The organism is Cupriavidus sp. 05L310, from assembly GCF_056398185.1.
This window is the reverse complement of record NZ_JBFTOX010000059.1, coordinates 1-20957: the sequence shown is the minus strand read 5'-3', so window position 1 is coordinate 20957 and position 20957 is coordinate 1. Positions and strand designations below refer to the sequence as shown.

Genomic DNA, 20957 nt, shown 5'->3' with positions numbered 1-20957 from the left:
ATGGCTCACTATAGAGGAGCCCACAATCAACCAAAAGCGAATTAAAATTGATAGTTGTTGAGCATTTGGTTAATGACCTGGTTAATGCCGCGGCGAGGTCTTCCTGCTTTTTTATCGCCGCAGATCTCCCTTGGAATCCCCCATGCCGCCCGCCGTCCATCCCGTTCACGCCCTGCTCGCCCGACTCAAGTTCCGGCACCTGCGCGTCATCCTTGCGCTGGACGAGCTGCAGAGTGCGGCCGAAGTCGCGGCACGGTTCCATATCAGCCCGGCGGCGGTGTCGAAGACATTGGGCGAAGTGGAGGCCATCGTGGGCATGCCGTTGTTCGAACGTGGACGCCGCGGCATGCGCGCCACCGACATCGGCCGGGAGATGATCGACGGCGCGGCATTGGTGACGGCGCAACTGAGCCGCCTGGCCGAGTCCCTGCAAGCCGTGCGCGCGGGCACGCGAGGCCAGATGAGCCTGGCCTACCGGACCACATCGGTCCAGCCCGCACTGGCGCAGTTGCTCTGCGCCTTTCATGCGGGCAATCCAGGGGTGGATATCAGCGTGATCGATGGCGGCATCATGGACCTGATCAGCCAGGTCGAAGAAGGCGAACTCGATCTGCTGTTTGCCTACGAAGACCCACGCCTCGAACGCAAGGACTTGCGCCATGCGCCCATCATTCCCGGACAGAAACTGGTCATCGTCGCCAGCACGACGCATCCGCTGCTAGGGCGCGCGCGCATCACCGCGCAGGACCTGGCCGACCAGCAGTGGTGCATTCCGGCGCATGGCGCGCGCATGCTGCACCACCTGCACACCGCATTCCGCGCGCTGGACATGCCGCCGCCGGAGCGCGGCATCCGGACCAGCGACGTGACCATGACGGTCAACCTGCTCCAGGCCGCGCACTTCCTGGCCGTGTACCCCGAGCGCATCGCCGCCCAACTGGCGGCGGCGAATCTCGCCACGGTACTGCCGTTCAAGCTGGCAAGCCAGGTGGAACCGGTGGTCATGGTGTGGAATGGCGCGCTGGCGCCGCGCGCCCCGGCGCGCGCCTTTCGCGATTTCATCCTGCAGCACGCGGCGGAGATGCCGGCGGATCCGTCGGCGTGGCTGGCCAATGCGGGATTGATGAACCCGGCGAACGGCTCGTGACAAGCGGCGCTCGCCTCTTGCAGCGCGCGCACGCTTGCCGTACGCTGCCTGCCCAGCCCGCCAACCGGACCCCGGACATGTCACAGCAAAAACCCGCCAGCTCGCTGGTCTACTCCACGGAACACGGCCGTATGTGCCCCGGCTGCGGCAATGCGCTGGCGGCCTGCACCTGCGGCAAGGCCCGGCCGGTCGCGCAGGGCGACGGCATCGTGCGGGTTTCGCGGGAGACCAAGGGCCGCAAGGGCAAAGGGGTGACGCTGGTGCGCGGCATCGCGCTGGATGCGCTGGCGCTGGCGCAACTGGGCAAGGAACTGAAAGCCGCCTGTGGCTCGGGCGGCACCGTCAAGGATGGCGTGATCGAGATCCAGGGCGACCACTGCGACACGGTGATGGAAAAACTCCGTCAGCGCGGCATGACGGTGAAGCGGGCCGGTGGCTGAGCAAGAGTCCGCGGGATCCGCTTACCTGGTGCGCTGCTTGTAAACGATGCTGCCGTCGGCCTTGCGCTGGGGCACGACCGGGTTGCGGGAATTGCACACTGGGCAGCGGAACAGCGGGCCCTGGCCTTCGTCCTTGACCGTCACGTCCTTGGGGTCCCAACGCGTCTGGCACGACTGGTTCTGGCAAGTAAAAAACATCTTCATTCTCCGTAATAGGCGCGGATCGTAGCACGGCGGGCGAATGCGGCCCCGGCTGGTGCGCCATCCTGCGCATCGGCGTCTCTGCCTCGCCTCCTTCGCGCTCTCCGCCTATTCTGCTCCGTTTCCGAAAACGGATAGCCCTGCGTCCGTGCGCCAGCCCGCCGCGCGGCTGGCCGCGCACAGCCGCGGTGCAGGATCGCGCGGCGGCGGGCTGGCGGGCACCGCCGGCGGGCGCAGCCACGTTGGCGGCCCAGCGGCCATGCACCCGCTGTGGCGCTGAAGGCACGTCCCGCGGCAAGCCATCGCCCGCCGGCATCGGTGAATATCCCCGTGCCGCGGTTGCCGATTTCGGATAACGCCCCTGCCACGCGCGTTCGTAGACTGGCCTCATTGCAAAGCGCACCAAGGAGCCAGCAAGTGAACGAGGTAAGCACCAGGGCCTTCACGCGACGGCCGGGCACGGGACTGGCGGCAGCGGCGATATTGAGCGCGCTCGCCATGCCTGCGCCCGCCGCCAACGCCGCCGAATTGCCGCCCGAAACCCTTTCCGTGCAGGCGCTGGCGCCCGCCGACGACAGCCGCCTCTATATCTCCGATGTGGCGTTCAAGCACATGGTGGACGGGCGCCTGCACGTGGTGGACGGCAAGCGCATGCGCTACCTCGGGCTGGTACCCACCGCGTTCGGCGGGCAAAGCGTGCTGTCGCCGGACAGGCGCACGCTGTATGTGATCTCCACGTTCTACACGCGGCTGGCGCGCGGCGAGCGCACCGACGTGGTCAGCCTCTATGACACCGCCACGCTGGCCTACCGCAGCGAGATCGTGATCCCGCCCAAACATGCGCAGTCGCTGAACTACCGGAGCATCGCCACCGTGTCCGCCGACGGGCATTTCCTCTACGTGCAGAACGCCACGCCGGCCACCACGGTCAGTATCGTTGACCTGCAGGCCGGCAAGTTCGTGGCGGAGGCGCAAACCCCGGGATGCTGGGGCGTGTTTGCCACGGAGGCTTCCAGCCTGCGCTTTCGCACCCTGTGCGGCGACGGCACCATGCTGACGGTGACGCATGACGCCAGTGGCCAGCCCAGCGGTCAAAAGCGCAGCGCGCGCATGTTCGATCCCGATACCGATCCGGTCTTCCTGCACAGCGAGCGCGTCGGCAACACGCTGACCTTCGTGTCCTTCAACGGCAATGTGTACAGCGCCGACCTCTCGGACGAGACGCCAGCGTTCGCGCAACCGTGGCCCGTGGTCGACGCCGCCGACCGCAAGGCTGGCTGGAAGCCGGGCGGCTACCAGTTGTTCGCGCTGCACGCCGCCACCGGCCGCCTGTACCTGGGCATGCATCCGCGCGCCAAGGACGGATCGCACAAGTCGCCCGCCGCCGAGATCTGGACCATCGACCTGGCCCAGCGCAAGCGCGTTGCCCGCGCGCCGGGGCAAAACGCGCTGGCGCTCACGATCACGCAAGGTTCCCAGCCAACGCTCTACGTGCTGGACGCGGCAAAGGCCGGCGTGGTGTCACTGGACCCGGCCCGCGGACTGAAGCCGATATCCCGCCTGGACCAGGTCGCGGAGAACGCGGTGCAACTGGAGCTGCATCAATGAGCGCCGCCGAAATCTCCGACGTATTGCGCGATCCCGTCATGGTGGCGGCCTGCTCCGCCGCCGCCGCGCTGGTGCTGGCGCATTCCCTCTGGCCCAAGCTGCGCGACTTCACCGGCTTCCAGGCCGCCGTGAGTGCTTACCGGCTGATGCCGCAGGCATGGTCGCGCTGGGTGGCGCTGGCCTATGCCGGCGCCGAGGCGGCCAGCGTGGCGGCGCTGGTAGCCACGCCGCTGCAGCCGGGCGCGGCGCTGCTGGCGGCCCTGGTGGTGGCGATCGCCAGCGGCGCGGTGGGCATCAACCTGCTGCGCGGCCGGCGCGACATCCGCTGCGGCTGCGGCAGCGCCGCCGACAGCTTGCGCCTTTCGCCGGGCCTGCTGGCGCGCAACCTTGGACTGCTCGCGGTGCTGGGGCTGGCCGCGGCAACGGCGGCCGGCCTGGCGGCGGACGCGGCGCCGCGCGCGTTCACCTTGCTCGACTACCTGGCGGCCGGCTTCTGCGCGCTTGCGCTGCTGTTGCTGTGGCTCGGCGCCACGCAAGTGCTGGTCAATGCCGATCGCGCCGCCGCGCCCTCTCGCCGCACCCATTCAACCTACTCGTGAGACTGCCATGACTGCCCTTGTGATTGCCAATATCGTGCTGTGGATCGCCGTGCTGGCGCTCCTGTTCGGCTTCTACGCGCTGGCCCGCCAGGTCGGCATCCTGTTCGAACGGGTCGCGCCGATGGGCGCGCTGGTGATCGACGCCGGCCCGCGCGTGGGCGATGCGCTGCCGCCCTTTGCCCTGCGGGACGTGCGCGGCGGCCCGGTTGCGGTGGGCGGCGCGCAGCCGCGCAGCACGCTGCTGTTCTTTCTCTCGCCCACCTGCCCGGTGTGCAAGAAGCTGCTGCCGGTGCTGAAGTCGATGCAGGCCAGCGAGGCCGGCTGGCTGCGCGTGGTGCTCGCCTCGGACGGCGAGCAGCCGGAGCACCTCGCCTTCCTGCGCCAGGCCGGGCTGGAAGCCTTCCCCTATGTGCTGTCGCCCGAGCTAGGCATGCACCTGCAGATCGGCAAGCTGCCGTATGGCGTGCTGATGGACGAGCAAGGCACGCTGCGCGCCAAGGGCCTGGTGAATTCGCGCGAGCAGCTGGAGAGCCTGTTCACCGCGATGGACCTGAATGTGGGCTCGGTGCAGCAGTTCCTGGAAACGCGCGCCTGAATGCGGCTGAGCCTGACTGAACCCGAGTGAACCTGACTGAAGGCAGGAGAAAACAAGCAATGTGGCTTGACCGATTTTTCGAACACCAGACGCGGCGCGCGGCGCAGCGCACCGGCCGGCGCAGCATGCTGGCCACGCTTGGCAAGGTCATGGTGGGCACGATGGCATTGCCCGTCCTGCCCTTCGACCGCAGCGCGCATGCGGCGGTCGCGCATGGCGGCAAGGCCGCCGGCCCGCAGGCAAACGACGAGACCGCCTGCGACTACTGGAAATACTGCGCCGTGGACGGTTTCCTGTGCTCGTGCTGCGGCGGCAGTTCCACCACCTGCCCGCCCGGCACCGAGCCCTCCCGCGTCTCGTGGGTAGGCACCTGCCACAACCCGGCCGACGGCAAGGACTACATGGTCAGCTACAACGATTGCTGCGGCAAGACCACCTGCGGGCGCTGCGAATGCAATACCAACGAACGCGAGCGGCCGGGCTACCGGCTGGGCGTGCACAACGATGTCAACTGGTGCATGAGCAACGACAGCACCATGTTCCATTGCACTACCTCGATCATCCTCGGAGTCCAGGAATGAAGCTGTCCTTGCCGTGGCTGCCGCCACGCTCCGTTCCCGCTCGCCTGCTGGCCGTGTGCATGGCTTGCGCAGCGCCCGCGGGCACCGCCCTTGCCGACTCGCTGGCCGATCAGGGCAAGGCCTTGTTCGGCACCCATTGCGCCGCTTGCCACAATGCCGACGGATCCGGCATTGCCGGCGTGGCGCCCCCGCTGGCCGGCGCGCTGCGCGAGCGGCTGGCGTCGCCGGCGGGGCAAACCTATCTGGCCAATGTACTGACCCATGGACTCGCCGGCCCGATCCAGTCGCAGGGCCAGTCGTTCAACGGCATCATGCCCAGCTTCGCCAGCCTGCCCGACGATGCGCTCGCCGCCGTGTTGTCCTGGCTGGCCGCGAGCAACGGCGTACCGGAGCAAGCGGTGAGCCCCGATGCGCTGGCCCGCGCACGTGCCGAGCGCAAGACCCCCGGCGCCGTGCGCAAGCTGCGCGATGCGGGGCAATGACATGGCATCGCCGCGACCACGCTCCTCGCGTCCGGCCACGCTGCGCGGCCTCGCATTCGTGGCGCTGGCCACGCTGTCGGCCGCCGCGAGCGCGCAGGCCGAGCTGCGCCACGCGCGCGACAACTATCTGCTGCACTGCTCCGGCTGCCACCAGCCCGACGGCCGCGGCAAACCCGGGGCCGGCATTCCCGACATGCGCGAGACCGCGCCGCTGCTGCTTGTCACGCCGGCCGGCCGCGCCTTCCTGATCCAGGTGCCCGGCACCTCGGCCTCCGCGCTGAGCGACAGCGAGATCGCCGGCCTGATGAACTGGCTGCTGCCCGAGCTGACCGGACACCGCGATGTGGCCGCGTTCAGCACCGAGGAAGTGGGACGCTACCGCCGCCAGCCGCTCGACGACGTAAGCGCGCATCGCGCCGCCATCCTGGGCGGCGCCGGTGCCCTGCCTGATGCAACACCTGCGGCAACGCCGGGCACCACCGCCCGCGCGAGCCCGCGGCCGATGTGACAGACTCACGTACCCAGGCGCATCATCGCGGCAGGAAAAGCCAGAGACGCGGGACAAGGACAAAGACCGAGGAATGAGACGATGAACCCCATTGGCAACACCACCAATAGCGGCAAACCACAAGACGCAGGCACCGGCGCCGCGCCGGCCAGTCCCGAACAGCGCTTGCGGCGCGACTTGCTAGGCCGTCTCGCGGGCGCGACGCTTGCCGGCATGGCAGCGGGCGTAGCCGCAAGCGGGGCCAGCGCGGCGCCTCCCGCCAGCAGCGGCGGGGCATCGAACGCATCCGGCGCGTCCTCGGCCGGCCCGGCGGCAAGCGGCCCGAACCCCATCGTGATGATGCCGGCATGGCAGCTCTCGCGCGCCATCCATGCACGCCAGCTTTCCAGCCGCGAGGTGATGACCGCCTATCTGGACCACATCGCGCGGGTCAATCCCGGCGCCAATGCCATCGTGGCGCTGCGCGAGCGCGAGGTGCTGCTGCAGGAAGCCGCCGCCTGCGACCAGGCGCTCGCCGCCGGACGCCCTGCGGGCTGGATGCACGGCATGCCGCAGGCGCCCAAGGACCTGGCGCTCACACGCGGCATCCGCACCACCTTCGGCACCCCGATCTTTCGCGACAACGTACCGACCGTGGACGCCATCATCGTAGAGCGCGCACGCGCCGCCGGCGCGGTGCTCATCGGCAAGACCAACACGCCGGAATTCGGGCTGGGCTCGCAAACCTTCAACCCGGTCTATGGCGCCACCCGCAACCCGTTCGACGCCGGCCGCACCGCCGGCGGCAGCAGCGGCGGCGCGGCGGCGGCGCTATCGCTACGCATGCTGCCGGTAGCTGACGGCAGCGACTTCGGCGGCTCGCTGCGCAACCCGGCCGGCTTCTGCAACGTCTACGGCATGCGGCCCTCCGCCGGCCGCGTGCCCTACGGGCCGGCCGCCGAAGTCTTTATCCAGCAACTCGGCTACGAAGGGCCGATGGCACGCACCGTGGCCGACGTGGCCCTGCTGCTCGCCACGCAAGCCGGGCCCGATCCGCGCACACCGCAAGCGCTGGCGCAAGACCCCGTGCTGGCCACGCTCACTCCCGCCAACGTAGCCGACGCGCTGAAGACCAACCTCAAGGGCAAGCGCGTGGCATGGCTGGGTGACTGGCATGGCTACCTGTCGATGGAAGCCGGCATCCTGCCGCTGTGCGAAGACGCGCTCAAGGCCTTCCCGGCCTTCGGCGTCAGCGTGGAAGCCATCAAGCCACCGTTCTCGCCCGAGCGGCTCTGGAAGACGTGGCTGGTGCACCGTCATTTCCTGGTCGGTAACGGCATGCTGGCCTTCTACCAGGACCCGGCCAAGCGCGCGCTGCTCAAGGACGCCGCGATCTGGGAAATCGAAGGCATGCTCAAGCTCAGCGCCAGCGATATCTACGCCGCCAGCATGGAACGCACCGCGTGGTATCAGGCACTGCTCGGCGTATTCAAGGATTTCGACTACATCGCCGTACCGACCGCGCAGGTGTTTCCCTTCGACGTGAACCAGCCCTGGCCGAAGCAGATCGCCGGCCGCGAGATGGATACCTATCATCGCTGGATGGAAGTGGTGTTCCCGTGGACGCTGTCGGGATGCCCCGCGATCAGCGTCCCGGTGGGATTCGGGCCGCAGGGGTTGCCGATGGGGATGCAGCTGATTGGAAGGCCGCGGGATGATCTGTCGGTGTTGCGCCTGGCACGGGCTTATGAAGAAGAGCGGGATTGGGTGGGCAAGCGGCTGCCGTCGGCGATGATGGGGTAAAGCGAGACATCACACTCCTGCCAGCGCCCGTCCTCTCCCGCAGGCGGCGCAAAGAAGAGCGATGGCGCCAGATCACGACCCGGTGTAGCCGTGTGGAGCGCCCCCAAGGGCGGTCCACACCCCAGCGCGATGCGAAGCGAGCCGTCAAGGTGTACCAGGCCGTATGGGGCGCCTTCTTTGCCTACTTTCTTGGCAAGACAAGAAAGTAGGTCGCCCCCCGCAGGGGGGTGAAACCGCCTTTGACTTTGCAGTTAAGCAGTTAAGCAGTTAAGCAGTTAAGCAGTTAAGCCTTTGACGTTGACCTAGAAACAGTCACCGACGGCAACTCCCCAAAAAACGCCCGATACTGCGCCGCAAACCGCGGCAAATGCGTAAACCCCCACCGCGCCGCCACAGCCCCCACCCCCTCCAACTCCGCCGCCTGCCGCCCCCGCAACGCCTGCCGCACCCCATTCATCCTCACCGCCCGCACAAACTCCAACGGAGCCAGCCCGGTAACCTCGTTAAAGCTGTATTGCAACGTCCGCCGGGAAACCCCGAGCCGCTCGCACAGCGCCAGCACGCTCCAGGGCGCCTCCGGCGCAGCCCGCACCATCTCATAGGCCTGCGCAACCAGCCGCCGCCGCGCCGGCGGCGTAGGCAGCAAGGCATCACCGCTGTCATGCGCAAGGGTGGAAACCACCGCCATCAGCAAAGCATCCCGCATCGCGCTTTCAACAAACCGTTGATTGAACAAGTCGCTCTGCACCGCTGCCGCGGCCAGCACCGCCAGCATCGCCGCGCGGAACTCTTCCGAAGCGGCACGCCGCACCTCGGTAGCCGGCTGCAAGCGCATCAGCAGACCGGCCTCCCCCTCGCGTTCCAGCACGCGCTCCAGCGCAGGCAAGGGCAAGGTCACGCCAAGCAGGTCCAGCCCCGGTGGCGTGCGCATGGCCAGCGGCTTGCCATTGCCTGCCTGCAGCACGGTATCGCCGCTCATGCGGTAGCCGGCGAACCAGCCGTCCTGGCACTCGCGGTGCGGCAGGGCAATGGAGAGATAGCCGCGCCGCGCCTCGCCCTCTTCCAGCAAGGCCTGGTTGGTCTGTTCGCGGAATACGTGGACGTCGCCGTAGGTAGCCTGCTGCACTTCGGCAAGGAAACGCCCCGGCGTGAGTTGCTGGTAGCGCTGCTGCCAGCCGTCGAGACCGCCTGCCGCCATGGTTGCCTCGGTGGCTACCAGGTGGCGTACCGGGCGCGCGCCGGCGCCTGTGTCGAGGGGCTCTGTGTTGCTGGGCATGGGCGGCAGCCTGTGGGGGCCAATCAACACCATCGGCGCCGGCCTGGCATGGCCACGCGCGCCAAGGCTTTCAGGTGCGGGACTGCGCAACGATTGTATAGCTGGCCCGGGCCGCCGTCGATGCACGGCGCAACAAGCCGGCGCCACGGCAGGGTTTGCCCGGAAGCCACCTTTGCATTTGTTGACAATAACCGCTGCGAAGGCCGCCTAGAATGCGGCGCTATTCAAAGCGGGCATCGATATGGGATCCAATCGCAACAAGTTGCTGGGCTACGTCGCGCTTTGCATGGTGGGGTTCGCGCTGATCACCGTGCTGTGCGTCACACTGCAGGACGACAACGAGCAGCGCGCTGCGCGCAAGGTCCGGCAGATGGATAGCCGCGCCATCGCTACCGCCACCGTGCCCGCCGCCAGCCACGCTGGGCAGCATACGGCCGCGAACACGCCGCGCTGAGCGCCGGCGCACCCTGCTCAACAGGGCAGGATGATGGTAAAGGTGGCGCCGGCGCCCGCGGCGCTGACCAGCCTGATCTCTCCGCCGTGGCGCTCCACCACCGTCTTGACGAACACCAGGCCAAGCCCGCTGCCGGCGGGCGCGTCGCGGCCGGTGCCGTGCAGACGCGCGAAGGGCTGGAACAGTCGCCCCTGGTCTTCCTCGGCAATGCCCCTGCCCTGGTCCGCCACATCGATCGCCAGCCCCTTGGGCACGCGGTACAGGCGCACCGTCACGGTGCTCTGCGGCGGGCTGAACTTGATCGCATTGCTGACGAGGTTGGCAATGGCCCGGACCAGCAGCACCGGCTCGGCCACCACCTGCGTCTGTTCCTCTTCCAACTCGATCTTTAGCGCGATGCGCGCGGCGCTGGCCAGCGCCCATAGTTCGTCGGTGGCGTCCAGCACCACGCCGGCCAGGTCGACTTCGACGAAGCTCAGGTGCGGCGCCTCTGCGCGGGCCAGCCGGATAAAGTCGTCGGCCAGGTCCAGCGTGCGGCTGGCGTGCTCGCCGATGCGGGCCAGCAGGGTCGCCTCGGGCAGCGCCCGGCCGGGCTCGTTCTGCAGGTCGATCAGGGCGAGGATGGAGGACTGCGGGGATCGCATGTCATGCGAGATAAAGCGCAGGGACTCCTCGCGCCGCCGCTCGGCCACGCGCACCTGGGTGATATCGATGACGCTGACGATCAGGCCGGCCACGCCGCCGGTGTCACTGCGCAGCGGTGCGCCGCGCAGCAGCATGGGACGTTCGCCGCGGGCTTCGAGTTCCACGCCGGGCGGGGCCTGCGCCGGCTCCGCGTGGACGGCCTCGCCGTCGGCAAAAGCGCTGCGCAACTGGTCCCAATAGTCCAGCCCTGCCTTGGGCTGGGCGAATACTTCGTCGATCATTTCGCGAATGCCGGGGCGCGGCGCGCTCATGTCGGCCAGCGGCCCGAGCGTGCGCGGCGCCAGCAGCAGGCCACGCCGGTTGGCCAGCAGCACGCGCCCCGACGGATCGCAGATCACGGTGGCTTCCGGCAGGCCTTCCAGCCCGTCCGACAGGAACTGGCGCAGGTCGCGCAAGCGGGTGGTCATGCGGTACACCGCGCGCATGCGGGTATCCAGATTGCGGCCGGATTCGCCCTCGCCGGCGGGCATGGCCAGCAGGCCCGGCTCCTGCTCCAGCTGCGCCAGCTCATCCGTGAGGAACTTCAGCGCCGCTTCCTGGCGCCGCCAGCTCCACAGCGGGTAGAACAGGCTGCAACCCAGCAGGGCGCTGGCCGGCGCGAACCAGAGGTGCCCGAGCACCACCAGCAGCAGGCTGGCGGCCAGCGAGCCAATCAGGAGCACCGCAGTGACCAGCAGCGCGTTGCGCGGCGTCGTCGCCAGCGAGGCGAGGCTCGCCAGCAGTACCGGCAGCAGGGTGCATAGCCAGAACCACGGCGCGGGCAAGGTGACGATGGCGCTGTCGTTCTGCAGCGTCTGCATGGCGTTGGCGATGATTTCCACGCCACTCATGCCATGCCCGCTGCGGGATACCGGCGTGGGAAACACGTCGCCCAGCCCGCTCGCGGTCGCACCGATCAGCACTGACTTGCCGCGGAAGAAATCCGCGGGCAGCGCGCCGCCCAGCACATCGAGCACCGAAACCAGGCGGAACGTGCCGGGCGGCCCGGCAAATGGAATGCGCAACCGGTAGTTGCGCATCCAGCCATCGGCGCCCAGGTCATTTGCCTGGTCGTCGTGCCGGTAGCTGGACACCGGCCGCGGCGGCTCGCCGAAACCGACCATCGCGACCGAGAAATGATTGAGTTGCCGGCCCGGCAACCCTTCCTGCAGGAAGACCTGGCGGGCGATACCGTCGAGGTCCACCGCGATATTGATGTGCCCCACCCCGGCGCCCAGGCCGGTCAGCGGATAGCGCACCATCAGGCCATCCTGCCCCGCTTCGGCCAGCGCGGGCAACACCACGTTGCCCGCGCGCGCCATGCTGCCTGCCAGCGCGCGGTCGTCCTCGGGATGCAACTGGTCGGGCTCGGAGAGGATCACGTCGACGCCGATCACGCGTGGGGCATCGGCCGCGATGCGCCCGATCAGGTCGGCCAGCACCCAGCGGCGCCAGGGCCAGCGGCCAATGGCGGAGATGCTGGGATCGTCGATGGTGACGATCACGATGTCGTCACTGGGGGCGTGATGCTGGGCCGCGACAGACAGGTCGTAGACCGCCTTGTCGGCGCGCTCGCTCCAGCCGAATGCGGCGCAAGCCACCACCAGCGCCAGCACCGCGGCCGTCAGCACGGCCCACTCGATCAGCGTGCGGCGCTGATAGCCAGCCAGGATGCGCGCCAACACACGGCGCACGGAGTGCGCGCGCGAGCCGGCGCGCGCGGCCAGCCGGGCCAGGCTAGTTGGCACGATTGAGCAGACGCCCGCCAGCGCTCACGGGCTGGCCCTGCGCATCGCGCACATACTGCTTCACCTCGATGCGTTGGGGCGCGGAGAAGTGCGGCCGCGCTGCCGGGCTAACGGTAGCGGCATTGGTTGCGGCATTGGTTGCGGCAGCCGCTGCGCCCTCACGCCCCACCCGCACGAAATACGTGCCGCTGCCAGGACGGGGCAAGCGGCCTTCGTTCGTTTCCGTGCGCACGTCCGCCACGATCTGCGTAAAGGCTTCGTCGGACGCCATCTGCAGCCGGTAGGCTTGCGCAGCGCCGGCGGCGCCGGCTGCCGGCCAGGCGATGCGCAGCGTGTCGCCGCCATCGTCCTCCAGGCGCGGCTGCGGCGGCGACGGTTCCAGCGCGAACGCCCCCGGCTCGCTCCAGGGACCGGGCTGGCCACCGGCGTCAAGCGAGCGTACCCGCCACCACCAGCGGCCCGGCGCGAGCGCCTGGCTGGCCGACGGCGCGGCGCTTCGCGCCTGCATGGCGCCCTGCCTGAAGTCCGCGTCGGCCGCCACTTCGAATTCGTATTGCGCCGCGCTGGCGACCTCGGCCCAGCCGAACGTGACCGTCTCGCCGTACGCAGTGCCGTTGCGCTCGGGCTCCAGCGTAAAAGGCGGGGGCGGGTTGAGCCGTACCGCGAACGGCAGCACCACGCCCGCGCCGCCGAGGTGCGTGGCATCCAGCGCGCTTACGCCCAGGTAGAGCTCGCCTTCGGGCAAGTCCTCAAGCGCGGCTTGCTCGGCGCTGACGGTCTGGGAGGACAGCAGCTCGGTCTGGGCCGCATCGCGCGAGACCACCACGCGGTAGCCGGCGGCTTTCGCCACCGGCGACCAGCTCACCGTGGCGCGGCTGGCCAGCAGGGGCTGGGGCAGCGGCGCCAGCACCGGCGCGGGCAACAGCGCGGCCGGCCGCGCCAGCACGCCCGTTGGCGATACGCTGACGCCATAGCCGGCGCCCACCACCGCCTGCTGGCCACGGCGCGAGCGTGCCTGCACTTGCCCTTCGAGCACGGCGCTCTGGCTGGCGCCAGCCTCGGTGCCAACGCGAAAGCGCGTGCCGCGCACGCCAGTCACCAGCGAAGGGGTACGGATTTCGAAGCGCCCGACGCCCGTGCCGCGCGGCGCCACGCGGGATTCCACCTCGCCCTGACCGACGCCGAACACGGCGTCGGTCAGGCCCGAGCGGGCGAAGGCCCGCAGCCTGCTGACTTCCATCCTGGAGGCGGGCGGCAGCGTGACGCGGGAGCCGTCGCCCAGTTCCATGGTGACGGTGCCGCCTGCGCCGGTTTCAATGCGGGCGCCTTCGGCGAGTTCCATGCCAGCCTGCAGCTCGCGGCCATCCGCGCTGGCCGGCCCTGTCACAAACACCACGCGGGCGGTGCCGTTGGTGACCGGAATGTGGACCAGCGGGATGCGCAGGCGCATGCCGGGCGGCAGGCGGTAGGGGTCCGCCACCTTGTTCAGTGCCTGCAACTCGCGCCAGCGGGCGGGTTGCGCCATGAAACGGTCGGCCACGCCGATGAGCGTGTCGCCCGGGCGAACCAGATAGATAAAGTTGGCGCCCTCTGTGCCCGCTGCCTGCGCGGCGGCGTCGAGCGGCCACGCGGCCCCCAGCACACCAATCCATCCGGCCACGCCGATTGCGCCGATTGCATCGATTGCGCCCTTCGCACCCGCCTCGCCAGATCGCACTGCGATGCCGCGCTTCCTGCCTGCCGCCATTTCGAACCACTTCATAAACTCAGTCTTCCTGCTTATCCTGCAAACCCTGCGAATCCCACAAATCCGTCAACCCCTGCAAGTCGTGCAAGTCCTGCAAACCCTACAAGTCCGGCTTGCCCAAAGCGTCCGGGGTATTCTGGTGCTCCTGCTTGTCACCGTCTCCCGCGGCTTCGAAACGGTAGCCGTGCGAATACACGGAGGTCAGGCGCACGCCGTTCTCGGGCCGCAGCGCCAATTTGATCCGCAAGCGCGAGATATGCGTGTCGAGCGTGCGCGAGCCCGCCCCGATGTCACGGCCCCAGACAGCTTGTTCCATCACCTCGCGCGACACCAGGCGGCCAAGGTTGCGGAACAGGAACAGGGCCAGGTCGAACTCGCGCGGCGAGATCTCCGCCTTGTTCTCGCCGCAGGTCACGGTGCGCGCTTGCGGATCCACACGGTAGTTGCCCACCCGGATCACCGCGCTGTCCTGCTGCGCCTGCGGATAGGTGCGGCGAAGCAAGGCGGAAACACGCGCCACCAGCTCGGCGCGCCGGATCGGCTTGATCATGTAGTCGTCGGCGCCGGCGCCCAACCCGGCGACGATGTCTTCCTCCATCGCGCGGCTGGTCAGGAACAGGATGGGCGGATTGGGACCGGAGTTCTGCCGTACCCAAGTCACCACCTCGAGACCGCTCGTATCGGGCAATTGCCAGTCCACGACAAGAAGGTCGAACGCCTGCTCGCGCAGCGCCCGCAGGAACGTGCTGCCATTGGCGAAGCACTCGCACTCATGGCCTGCCGAGACCAGGATCTGCTGGATCAGCTCGGACTGGCTCTTGTCGTCTTCCACCGAAGCTATTCTCATACTTACCTCTTCCTTGCCGCCATGTTCCGCCCCGCACTTCCTGCGCACTTCTTGCGCAACTCCTGCGCAACTCCTGCGCAACTGCTGCGTTCATCCCGCGTTTTCCGTCAGGGAGAAAGCGCGAGCGCGAGCAGGCCAGGCCAGGCGCGTAGGGGGGAATGGTACAGAATCGGGCGTCGCCACGCCAAGACTGGCGTGGGGGGGGTACCGCGGCACCCGCATCGCCCCCGCCCCCCGGGGCGTAGCACCATTATTGCAGCATGTAGGTTTCGTACTCGAGGCGATCGAGCTTGCGGTCGAGCATGTAAACAGCCAGCGCCACCACGACCAGCAGCGAGATCGCGAAACCGTAGCCGTACCAGGCCGGGCCCAGTTGCAGCGTCACCGCGGTGAGCGCCAGGTTGAGGATCACAAACAGCCCGGTGAGCAGCAGCACTTCGCGCCGGCGGTCGAGGTAGAAGTAGATATTGAGCACCCCGAGCAGCACCACCTGCAGGCTGGCGCCGATCACGTCCACATACAGCAGCGGCAGGTAAAGCTCCGAGATGCCCAGCGCCCCCAGCACCCAGCTGCCCACCACGAACAGCAGCAGCGCCGCGATGGCCTGCACCTTGACGATCTCGTACAGCCCCAGGCGGATCGTCTGCACCATGGTGTTGCGCATATCCTCGATATGCTCAAGCGAGCTGCCGCCGCGCACGGCGTTGTAGAAGGCGTCGTAGTACTCGACGAAGTCCGTCTCGATGCGCACCAGGAACACCGCCATGCCGGGGATGATCGCCAGGTAGGCCAGGAACACCGGGATGTCGTAGATGATCGATGCGTGCAACGGTCCGATCACTTGCTGTCCGGTGGACGGCGAATACCAGAACATGAACTTGTCGAGCCAGATGCCAAGGTTGTACAGCAGCCCGATCGCCATCAGGCTCGGGTAGGCATAGCGCCGCTGGAACACCTCGAACGACATGAAGCGCTGGCTGGTGTAGTTGCGGTAGATCAGCACCACCATCGCCGTCAGCAAGCTCAACTGCCCGGCCACGAAACCCAGGAGCAGGCCTTCAAGGCCATAGCCGCGCAATGCCAGCGCCGCCGCCACCGTCAGCGTATAGCCAAGCAGGAAGGTCCAGACGATAGCCTTGTACTGCTTCATGCCCGTCAGGAAGATCACCGCGATCCAGATATTGCTCATGACCACGAAGCCCGCGGTCATCAGCAGCCGGTAGAGCACCGACTGGCCCTGGAAGGCGAAGAGCGCGCAGCCGATGCCGGCCGCGCCCGCCAGCACCGTGACCAGCAGGGCCACCGCGTGGTAGTTCGACAGCACCAGGCCATCGCGCTTCTCGAACAGCCGGTCCGATGTGAAGCGGGTAAACGAGAGCTGCATCGGCCCGGTCAGGATCAGGCTGACCGCGATCAGGTAGGTCACCGACACCTGGAACTGTGTCACCAGGCTGCCCGGCACCACGAAGGGCAGGCTCAGCAGGCCGATCAGCAGGATGCCGACAATCGACAGGACCCACGGCCCGGAGCTGATGATGCCGGCATAGGCGTACGCGCCGAGCATGCCCGACAGGCTGTCCCGCCGCAGCATCTTGCGTAGTTCGAAACCAATCCCCGCCATTTCAGCGCCCTCCCTTCATGGGGCAGCCCGCGGCCTGGGCCGCCCTGGCGGGCGACGCGCCCGCAGAGGACGCCACCCGTGGCTGCGCCATCAGGCGCGTGTACAGTTCGCGGTAGCTGCCCACCATCATCTCCTGCGTGTAGTACCGCTCCACGCGCTGGATGCCGGCTTGCTGCGCGGCATGCCAGGCGCGCGGGGAACCTAGCAGGCCGATCGCCTTCTCGGCCAGCGCGGCCGGGTCGGCGATGCGCACCACGTCGCCGGCGGCGCCCAGTGCGGCATCCTCGCCGGGCAGGCCGAAGATCAGTTGCCGGCACGAGCCCACGTCGGTGGTCACGCACGGCACGCCAGCGGCGAAGCCTTCCAGCACCGCCAGCGGCAAGGCCTCGCTGATGGAGCTGAGTACCAGCACGCCCACCTTGGGCAGCAGGTCGTCGATGCGCTGGAAACCCAGGAATTTGACCTTCCCGGCGAGGCCCAGGCTCTCGGCCAGGCTGCGGCATTCCCGCGCGTATTCGGGATCCTCGTCCTCGGGTCCCGCGATCCAGCCCTCGGCATCCGGGAACTGCCGCACCACGGTCAGCATGGCGCGGATAAAGGTCTTGATGTCCTTGATCGGCACGACCCGCCCGATCAGGCACAGCACGGGCGGCACGCCGGACGCGCGCCGGGTGCGCAGCGCGGCCAGCCGCGGCAGGTTGATGCCGTTGGGAATATTGCGGGTGCGCTCGGCCCTGGCGCCGTCGGTCACCTGGCGCTGGCGGTTGCCCTCGTAGAGCGCGACGATGGTGTCGCCGGCGTCGTAGCACACGCGGCCCAGCGTTTCGAAGAAGCGCACCCACAGCTCGCGGAAATAGCTGATCTGCGAGATATCGCGCTCGAACACGTTGCGGTTGTCGCGGATCCACTGGCTCTGGAACAGGTCGATCTTGCGTTCCTTGGTGTAGATGCCGTGCTCGGACACCAGCAAGGGCCGGCCCGTGCGGTAGTGCAGCATGGCGCCGAGGAAGCCGGCATAGCCGGTGGAAACCGTGTGGTAGACCCTGGCCGGGATCAGCCCCTCGGCAATGCGCGCCAGCTGCCACAAGGGCTTGTGCATGATGCGCACGGTCCAGAAGTAATCGGTGAAGGACGGATCGGTGCAGTACTGGCGATATTGCTCGGTGATGGTGCGCCAGGCATTGCGGCTGTACAGGAATGCATCTTCCGACAGGTTGCCGCCGTCATTGAGCTCGGGCATCAGCTCGCGGATCAGTTCGCCGGCCTCCTGCTCGCGACCGGGCTGGCGCAGCACCTCGTGCAGTTGCGCCGAGGCGGCGAAGGTATCCGGATCGCCGTCGCTGCCGTGCACCAGCGGCGGCGGCGCGAAGTCGTAGAGGAAATGGGTCTCCAGGTGCACGACATTGTCCGGCAGCGCATAGACCATATCGCCGTAGTCTTCGCGGCGGCTGCCGATAAAGACGATGGCGAAGCGGATTTCCGGGAACGCCCGGATCATCTGGTTGACCCAGCTCGACACCCCGCCGCTCACATACGGAAAGGTGCCCTCAAGCAGCAGGGCCACATCGGCCGAGTCGGCGCGGGGCGAAGGGGTATTGCTCATGATTGCCAGTAACGCAGCAGGGGCCGTACCAGTGGCAACGGCGATGGGCTGTCGAACAACAGCAGGATGGTGCGCACGGCGGCGTAGTCGCGCTCCAGGTAGGCGGCTTCGGCCAGCAGCGGCAGCGTGCGCTCTCGCGCAAAACCCAGCGCCTCGGCCCGCTCCAGCCACTCGCGCGCTTGCGCGGGCTCGTGGCGGTTCAGGGCCAGGCGGCCACGCATGTACCACAGCCCGGCCTGTTCAGGGTCCACCTCCAGCGCGGCGCGGGCGTAGCGCTCGACCTGGTCCGCGGTGTAGCGGTAGACGTCGCCTTGCACCAGGTTCTGGTAGATCAGCTCCCAGTGCAGGTCGGCCAGGCGCTTGTTGATCTCGCCGCGCTCGCTCGCGTCGAGGGCCTCTTCAAGACGCGGCAGCTCGGCCATGATCTGCTGGGTCAGTTGCTTCTCGGCGCCGTCCAGCATGCCGTAGGCCAGCAGGCGCACGTCGTCGGCGCTATCGGCCAGCAGTTCGCGCAACACCGGGCTGGATGTGCGCGCCGGCATCGATTGCATGGCCACCAGCGCGGTCATGCGCTCGGGCAGCGGCGCGCGCGTATTGCCAAGCTGCGCGCGCAAGCGGGCGCCTCCGCCATGGGTCACGCGCGAGATCAGGTGAGTGACGAACACCGGCAGTCCGACCAGGCCAATGCCGGCCGTCTGGCGCGGGCCCGGGAACAGGCGCGCGATCAGCAAGCTGCCGAGGCAGACGATGGCACCCGCCATCGGCACCAGGAAGCAGAACGCGAACAGATAGCCGTAGCTCCACGCGAACGGCACGCGGAAGCGCCGAGGCAGCAGGCGCCACAGCACTATCGCGATCATCGCGGCGGCAATCCCCTGCGACAGCAGGAAAGCCAGCAGCAACGGCGTGCTGGTACCGGCGCGCGCCAGCAGCGCCAGGGCTGCGATTTGTGCGGTGAGGCCGCCGACGCCGAGCTTACCCACGGGCAGCCTCGCCCAGTGCCACGGGCACCGGTACCGGCGCCGGGTGTACATCCACATGACAACGGTGCAGCAGCCGGATCAGCGGCTCCACCGGTGCGCTGGCTGGCACGGCCAGCATATGCACGCCGATGCGCGCGGCTTCGAAATCCGTGCCGAACTGGGCTCGCAACATGTCCTCGATCCGCACCAGGTAGGCCGAGGCCGCCTCGTTGTCGGACAGCGGCATCAGGGTCAGCAGCGCGCGCTGGTGCACACTGGTAAGCGGCCATGCCACGTCGAGCGCGCGGCGGCTGCGGATGACCTGCTCGAACAGCGCATCGCGGGACTCGTCCAGGTCGAACACCAGCGCAACGATCGTGCTTTCGATGCCGCTATCGCGGCGCAGCCGGGACAAGCGGGCGTAGTCCAGCGCGAAGTCGTACGGGCAGCCTGGCACGGCCGCCTCGATGGCTCGGGTGGACGCGGCATGCTCGACGCCATCGGCGTAGTAGCCCATCAGCACCATCAGAAGTTGCAGGTTCTCGTAGCTGAGCGACAGGAACGGCATGCGCTCGACCACCAGCAGGCCAACCAGCTTGTCGGCCCCGGACAGCACCGGTGCCACCGCCACATAGCGGGTCTGCGGATGATCCGGCGACTGGCGCGACAGCCCGCCGGCCTGCAGGTGCGCCAGCTGGCGCGTCTCCAGGCAATGGCGCACCAGCGCATCGTTGGCGTCGAACTCGAATGCCGGGCCAACTTGCGCCGAGGCCTCGTCCGCCACCTTGTCGCCAACGACCGCGTACAGCGCTGCCCCTTCCACCTGGCAGGCCTGCGCCACCACTTGCAGCATGGGGCGCGCGCCAACCAGCGCACTGCCGGACGCGCTATCTTCCAGCGTCACGGCACGCATTTGCGACAGCGTATCGCGCAGCGTGGTGGGCCTGGCCAGCAGGTCGTTCTCCAGCCGCGCGTGGGATACGCGCAGCAGGTAGTGGTTCTTGGTCAGCGCGGCAAGGCGCTCTTCCAGGTAGCGATTGACGGCGCGCGCGCGCGCCAGCCGCGTGCCCCACACATCGCCGAACTGCCCGGCCACCAGCACCGTCAGCAGCCCTCCCAGGAAGAACAGGCGCGGAAATGCCCCCGGCTGCGCTCCGACCTGGTGGAAAAAGAACCAGCCAGCCAGCATCATCAGCACGCTACCCACGCCAATCAGCGTGCCATAGCGCAGCGCCAGTATGATCGGCAGCAGCCATGCCCAGGGGAAACCCAGCCCGAGCAGCAGGGGGTTGTCGGGCAGGACCGCGTATCCCAGTGCCATCGCCAGGGCCATCGTCACCACCAGCTCGACCGCAGAGACCGGTCCGCTCGTGGCGGGCGCGAGCAACCGCAAATAGCGGCCGCCCGCGCCGATGCCTTGTCCTTCCCGTATCTTGTCGGCTGTATTGGCCACGATCACGCTCTCCCGCGACTCAACCCTGGCGCAGCGGCGCCAGCAGGCGGCGCAGCAGCTTCTGCGCGGTACCGGACAGCGATTCGCGGCTCCAGCCACTGTCGCTGCCGGTGGCGGTCCACACCACCTCGCCGGTGCTCACGTCGAGCAGCTGCAGGGAAATGCCCACCGCCGGCTCGCCATCCACGCCGACCTTGTAGCGCCATTCCTGCACCGCGCCGGTGAGGGCATAGCGCACCTTCTGGGTACGCGCCCATTCCAGCGCCTTGCCCACCGATTCCCGCTCGGCCGGCTCGAACAGCGTTTCCGGGTTCAGGCTGGCCGGATAGCGCTTGACGTTGGCAATGCCGCCGGTCTTCAGCAAGCTCTCCGCAATCGCCTCGGCGCGCAGGCCCGCTTGCGGCGTCTCGGTGTAGTTGACGATCGGCAAGACCGCCAGCGATTCGCCGGCAGGCAGCGCGGGGGCGCGGCCCAATCCACCCAAGATAAGCCGCCAAATAAAATCGCATTTTGCGCCGAGGACACTTGACAGGTGACGAGGTTCGAGCGGCCGCCGCCCTGCTTGCGCTGGCTGTTTAGCGCAAGCAGGGCGGCGGCCAATAGAGGATCATTTCTCGAT

The 20957-nt window shown here is 68.2% G+C and carries 20 protein-coding genes; 10 read left to right on the top strand and 10 right to left on the bottom strand.

Going from position 1 to position 20957, the window contains the following annotated elements:
* Window positions 1-142: 142 nt before the first annotated feature.
* Together AC1DS6_RS33005 and AC1DS6_RS33000 are read left to right on the top strand one after the other, a co-directional pair.
* Window positions 143-1147, top strand: a complete 1005-nt coding sequence (locus AC1DS6_RS33005) for a LysR family transcriptional regulator (RefSeq protein WP_441625879.1) — start codon at window positions 143-145, stop codon at window positions 1145-1147.
* Window positions 1148-1224: 77 nt separating this feature from the next.
* Window positions 1225-1587 (top strand): translation initiation factor Sui1, encoded by a 363-nt coding sequence (locus AC1DS6_RS33000; protein WP_441625877.1) that lies wholly within the window; start codon window positions 1225-1227, stop codon window positions 1585-1587.
* A gap of 21 nt (window positions 1588-1608) precedes the next feature.
* On the opposite strand, the gene AC1DS6_RS32995 is transcribed toward AC1DS6_RS33000, so the two are convergent.
* Window positions 1609-1785, bottom strand: a complete 177-nt coding sequence (locus AC1DS6_RS32995) for a hypothetical protein (protein ID WP_200876849.1) — start codon at window positions 1783-1785, stop codon at window positions 1609-1611.
* A 420-nt stretch (window positions 1786-2205) separates the two neighbouring features.
* Here AC1DS6_RS32995 and AC1DS6_RS32990 point away from each other — a divergent pair, with 420 nt between their 5' ends.
* From AC1DS6_RS32990 to AC1DS6_RS32960, 7 genes are all read left to right on the top strand, one after another.
* The gene (locus AC1DS6_RS32990) at window positions 2206-3396 is read left to right on the top strand and encodes an amine dehydrogenase large subunit (protein ID WP_477103973.1); all 1191 of its coding nucleotides are present in this window, start codon (window positions 2206-2208) and stop codon (window positions 3394-3396) included.
* Window positions 3393-3995 carry a MauE/DoxX family redox-associated membrane protein gene (locus AC1DS6_RS32985; RefSeq protein ID WP_441635509.1) on the top strand — a complete coding sequence of 201 codons (603 nt, stop codon included), beginning with the start codon at window positions 3393-3395 and terminating at the stop codon, window positions 3993-3995. The genes AC1DS6_RS32990 and AC1DS6_RS32985 overlap by 4 nt, the downstream gene beginning before the upstream one ends.
* Before the next feature lie 7 nt (window positions 3996-4002).
* Window positions 4003-4590 (top strand): methylamine dehydrogenase accessory protein MauD, encoded by a 588-nt coding sequence (gene mauD / locus AC1DS6_RS32980; RefSeq protein ID WP_035875734.1) that lies wholly within the window; start codon window positions 4003-4005, stop codon window positions 4588-4590.
* Between the two features lie 59 nt (window positions 4591-4649).
* Window positions 4650-5171, top strand: a complete 522-nt coding sequence (locus tag AC1DS6_RS32975; protein ID WP_441635507.1) for a methylamine dehydrogenase light chain — start codon at window positions 4650-4652, stop codon at window positions 5169-5171.
* On the top strand, window positions 5168-5653 hold the full coding sequence (locus AC1DS6_RS32970; protein WP_477103972.1) for a c-type cytochrome: 486 nt from the start codon (window positions 5168-5170) through the stop codon (window positions 5651-5653). The genes AC1DS6_RS32975 and AC1DS6_RS32970 overlap by 4 nt, the downstream gene beginning before the upstream one ends.
* Before the next feature lies 1 nt (window position 5654).
* Entirely contained in the window at window positions 5655-6161 is a 507-nt protein-coding gene (locus AC1DS6_RS32965; protein ID WP_477103971.1) for a c-type cytochrome, read from the top strand.
* Window positions 6162-6374: 213 nt separating this feature from the next.
* On the top strand, window positions 6375-7943 hold the full coding sequence (locus AC1DS6_RS32960; protein ID WP_477103995.1) for an amidase: 1569 nt from the start codon (window positions 6375-6377) through the stop codon (window positions 7941-7943).
* Window positions 7944-8226: 283 nt separating this feature from the next.
* Here the strand turns inward: AC1DS6_RS32960 and AC1DS6_RS32955 are convergent, their stop codons facing one another.
* Entirely contained in the window at window positions 8227-9219 is a 993-nt protein-coding gene (locus tag AC1DS6_RS32955) for a helix-turn-helix domain-containing protein (RefSeq protein ID WP_441635501.1), read from the bottom strand.
* Between the two features lie 241 nt (window positions 9220-9460).
* Here AC1DS6_RS32955 and AC1DS6_RS32950 point away from each other — a divergent pair, with 241 nt between their 5' ends.
* Window positions 9461-9673: a hypothetical protein gene (locus tag AC1DS6_RS32950; RefSeq protein WP_441635499.1), complete on the top strand. Its 213-nt coding sequence runs from the start codon at window positions 9461-9463 to the stop codon at window positions 9671-9673.
* A 17-nt stretch (window positions 9674-9690) separates the two neighbouring features.
* Here AC1DS6_RS32950 and AC1DS6_RS32945 read toward each other — a convergent pair whose 3' ends face one another.
* The 8 genes from AC1DS6_RS32945 to AC1DS6_RS32910 form a co-directional block, all read right to left on the bottom strand.
* The gene (locus AC1DS6_RS32945) at window positions 9691-12105 is read right to left on the bottom strand and encodes a CHASE2 domain-containing protein (RefSeq protein WP_477103970.1); all 2415 of its coding nucleotides are present in this window, start codon (window positions 12103-12105) and stop codon (window positions 9691-9693) included.
* Window positions 12095-13867, bottom strand: coding sequence for a FecR family protein (locus AC1DS6_RS32940; RefSeq protein WP_441635495.1), 1773 nt, complete (start codon window positions 13865-13867; stop codon window positions 12095-12097). The genes AC1DS6_RS32945 and AC1DS6_RS32940 overlap by 11 nt, the downstream gene beginning before the upstream one ends.
* Before the next feature lie 85 nt (window positions 13868-13952).
* Window positions 13953-14699 carry a response regulator transcription factor gene (locus AC1DS6_RS32935; protein WP_441635493.1) on the bottom strand — a complete coding sequence of 249 codons (747 nt, stop codon included), beginning with the start codon at window positions 14697-14699 and terminating at the stop codon, window positions 13953-13955.
* Between the two features lie 250 nt (window positions 14700-14949).
* Complete coding sequence (gene pelG, locus AC1DS6_RS32930; RefSeq protein WP_035870095.1) at window positions 14950-16320, bottom strand: exopolysaccharide Pel transporter PelG; 1371 nt, start codon at window positions 16318-16320, stop codon at window positions 14950-14952.
* A gap of 1 nt (window position 16321) precedes the next feature.
* A complete protein-coding gene (gene pelF / locus AC1DS6_RS32925; protein ID WP_441635489.1) occupies window positions 16322-17923 on the bottom strand; it encodes a GT4 family glycosyltransferase PelF in 1602 nt (533 codons plus the stop codon).
* Window positions 17920-18906, bottom strand: coding sequence for a tetratricopeptide repeat protein (locus AC1DS6_RS32920; RefSeq protein WP_441635488.1), 987 nt, complete (start codon window positions 18904-18906; stop codon window positions 17920-17922). The genes pelF and AC1DS6_RS32920 overlap by 4 nt, the downstream gene beginning before the upstream one ends.
* Window positions 18899-20344 carry a PelD GGDEF domain-containing protein gene (locus tag AC1DS6_RS32915; protein WP_441635486.1) on the bottom strand — a complete coding sequence of 482 codons (1446 nt, stop codon included), beginning with the start codon at window positions 20342-20344 and terminating at the stop codon, window positions 18899-18901. Before AC1DS6_RS32915 ends, AC1DS6_RS32920 begins: the two co-directional genes overlap by 8 nt.
* Before the next feature lie 13 nt (window positions 20345-20357).
* The gene (locus tag AC1DS6_RS32910) at window positions 20358-20825 is read right to left on the bottom strand and encodes a penicillin-binding protein activator LpoB (protein ID WP_477103994.1); all 468 of its coding nucleotides are present in this window, start codon (window positions 20823-20825) and stop codon (window positions 20358-20360) included.
* Window positions 20826-20957 lie beyond the last annotated feature (132 nt).

Bases quoted from the DNA above. Each gene is read 5' to 3' on its own strand.
- AC1DS6_RS32995 (WP_200876849.1), bottom strand. From the start codon at position 1,785: ATGTTTTTTACTTGCCAGAACCAGTCGTGCCAGACGCGTTGGGACCCC.
- AC1DS6_RS32950 (WP_441635499.1), top strand. From the start codon at position 9,461: ATGGGATCCAATCGCAACAAGTTGCTGGGCTACGTCGCGCTTTGCATG.
- AC1DS6_RS32935 (WP_441635493.1), bottom strand. From the start codon at position 14,699: ATGAGAATAGCTTCGGTGGAAGACGACAAGAGCCAGTCCGAGCTGATC.
- AC1DS6_RS32965 (WP_477103971.1), top strand. From the start codon at position 5,655: ATGGCATCGCCGCGACCACGCTCCTCGCGTCCGGCCACGCTGCGCGGC.
- AC1DS6_RS32940 (WP_441635495.1), bottom strand. From the start codon at position 13,867: ATGAAGTGGTTCGAAATGGCGGCAGGCAGGAAGCGCGGCATCGCAGTG.
- mauD (WP_035875734.1), top strand. From the start codon at position 4,003: ATGACTGCCCTTGTGATTGCCAATATCGTGCTGTGGATCGCCGTGCTG.
- AC1DS6_RS33005 (WP_441625879.1), top strand. From the start codon at position 143: ATGCCGCCCGCCGTCCATCCCGTTCACGCCCTGCTCGCCCGACTCAAG.
- pelF (WP_441635489.1), bottom strand. From the start codon at position 17,923: ATGAGCAATACCCCTTCGCCCCGCGCCGACTCGGCCGATGTGGCCCTG.
- AC1DS6_RS33000 (WP_441625877.1), top strand. From the start codon at position 1,225: ATGTCACAGCAAAAACCCGCCAGCTCGCTGGTCTACTCCACGGAACAC.
- AC1DS6_RS32970 (WP_477103972.1), top strand. From the start codon at position 5,168: ATGAAGCTGTCCTTGCCGTGGCTGCCGCCACGCTCCGTTCCCGCTCGC.
- AC1DS6_RS32955 (WP_441635501.1), bottom strand. From the start codon at position 9,219: ATGCCCAGCAACACAGAGCCCCTCGACACAGGCGCCGGCGCGCGCCCG.
- AC1DS6_RS32960 (WP_477103995.1), top strand. From the start codon at position 6,375: ATGGCAGCGGGCGTAGCCGCAAGCGGGGCCAGCGCGGCGCCTCCCGCC.
- pelG (WP_035870095.1), bottom strand. From the start codon at position 16,320: ATGGCGGGGATTGGTTTCGAACTACGCAAGATGCTGCGGCGGGACAGC.
- AC1DS6_RS32985 (WP_441635509.1), top strand. From the start codon at position 3,393: ATGAGCGCCGCCGAAATCTCCGACGTATTGCGCGATCCCGTCATGGTG.
- AC1DS6_RS32975 (WP_441635507.1), top strand. From the start codon at position 4,650: ATGTGGCTTGACCGATTTTTCGAACACCAGACGCGGCGCGCGGCGCAG.